Genomic DNA, 1,273 nt, shown 5'->3' on the forward strand with positions numbered 1-1,273 from the left:
GTGAGGTTCCCCCAGTAGCACGGACACCCGAGGTGAGGTCACTCAGTGGTGTCTGAGGGCCGGTAGAAGCTCTCGAACGTGACGGGACTATGCATTTCGATGCCGGAATGGCGTCGGTAGGGATTGTACCAGCATTCAATCCATTCGAAGATGGCGTTAGCGAGTTCGTCGCGTGTTTTCCAGATTCTGGTGTCGAGAAGTTCGAGCTGCATCGTTCCCCAGAACGACTCCATCATCGCATTGTCATAGCAGTCACCAACCGTTCCCATCGATCCGAGAAGGCCAGCATCTCGCAAACGCTTGCCGAAGGCCCAAGACGTGTATTGCGTACCGTGATCGGAATGCAGAATGGTCGAGCGCGCGTCCGGTTTTCGCCGGGCCACGGCCATCGCTAACGCGTTCACCACCAGCTCGGTATTCTGACGAGCGTCGATGGACCAGCCGATGATCCGGCGCGAATAGGCGTCCATCACAGCGGCGCAATACAGCTTCCCTTCGCCGGTGGGATGCTCGGTGATGTCGGTCAGCCACAGCCGATCGGGCGCCTCGACGTCGAAGCCGCGTTGCACCAGGTCCTCCTCGGTAGCCTGGTTGACCAGGTTGCGGCGGCCCTTGCGCCGGTACACGCCCTGCAGGCCGGCCTCGCGCATGAGCCGCTCCACGCGCTTGCGGTTGACCTTCTCGCCCAGCCCGAGCGTGAGCTCGGCATGCACCCGCGGCGAGCCGTAACTGCCACGCGAGTCCGCGTGTACCTGACGGATTATTTTGGTGAGTTCTTTGTTGCGGAGCGCACGTGGCGGCTCGGGCCGACCGAGCCAGTCGTAATATCCCGATGTCGACACCCGGAGTACTCGGCAGGCCACCGCGACCGGAATATGGTCATCGGCAAGCTCACGGACCAGCGAGTAGATTACTTTGGGAGGACGTTCTCCCGGGCGAAGTACGCCGCCGCCCGCTTGAGGATGTCGTTCTCCATCTCCAGCTGTTTATTGCGGCGCCGTAGCTCGGCGAGTTCCTTCTTCTCCGCGCTGGTCAACTGTTCGCCGACGCCGCCGTTTTCCTCGACCTCGGCCTGTCTGAGCCAGTTCTGCAGACACGACCGGCTGACGCCCAGATCCTTGGCGAGCTGGAGAAGCGGTTTGTCACCTTGGCGCGCAAGCTCGACCGCGCGGCGCCGGAACTCGGGAGGGTGAGGTGCGGGCATGAAGGACATCCTTCCTGATGATCAAGGGTGACCTCAGGTCAAGTGTCCGGAGAACTGGGGGAACCTCAG

At 61.9% G+C, this 1,273-nt stretch carries 2 protein-coding genes; both read right to left on the reverse strand.

All coding sequences use genetic code 11. From position 1 onward, the window contains the following. Positions 1-38 precede the first annotated feature (38 nt). Entirely contained in the window at positions 39-911 is an 873-nt protein-coding gene (locus tag ACIBI9_RS67930; protein ID WP_397239711.1) for an IS3 family transposase, read from the reverse strand. Continuing rightward, on the reverse strand, positions 911-1,213 hold the full coding sequence (locus ACIBI9_RS67935; protein ID WP_397239709.1) for a transposase: 303 nt from the start codon (positions 1,211-1,213) through the stop codon (positions 911-913). Before ACIBI9_RS67935 ends, ACIBI9_RS67930 begins: the two co-directional genes overlap by 1 nt. Between the last annotated feature and the right edge of the window lie 60 nt (positions 1,214-1,273).

This window comes from Nonomuraea sp. NPDC050451, from assembly GCF_044458585.1.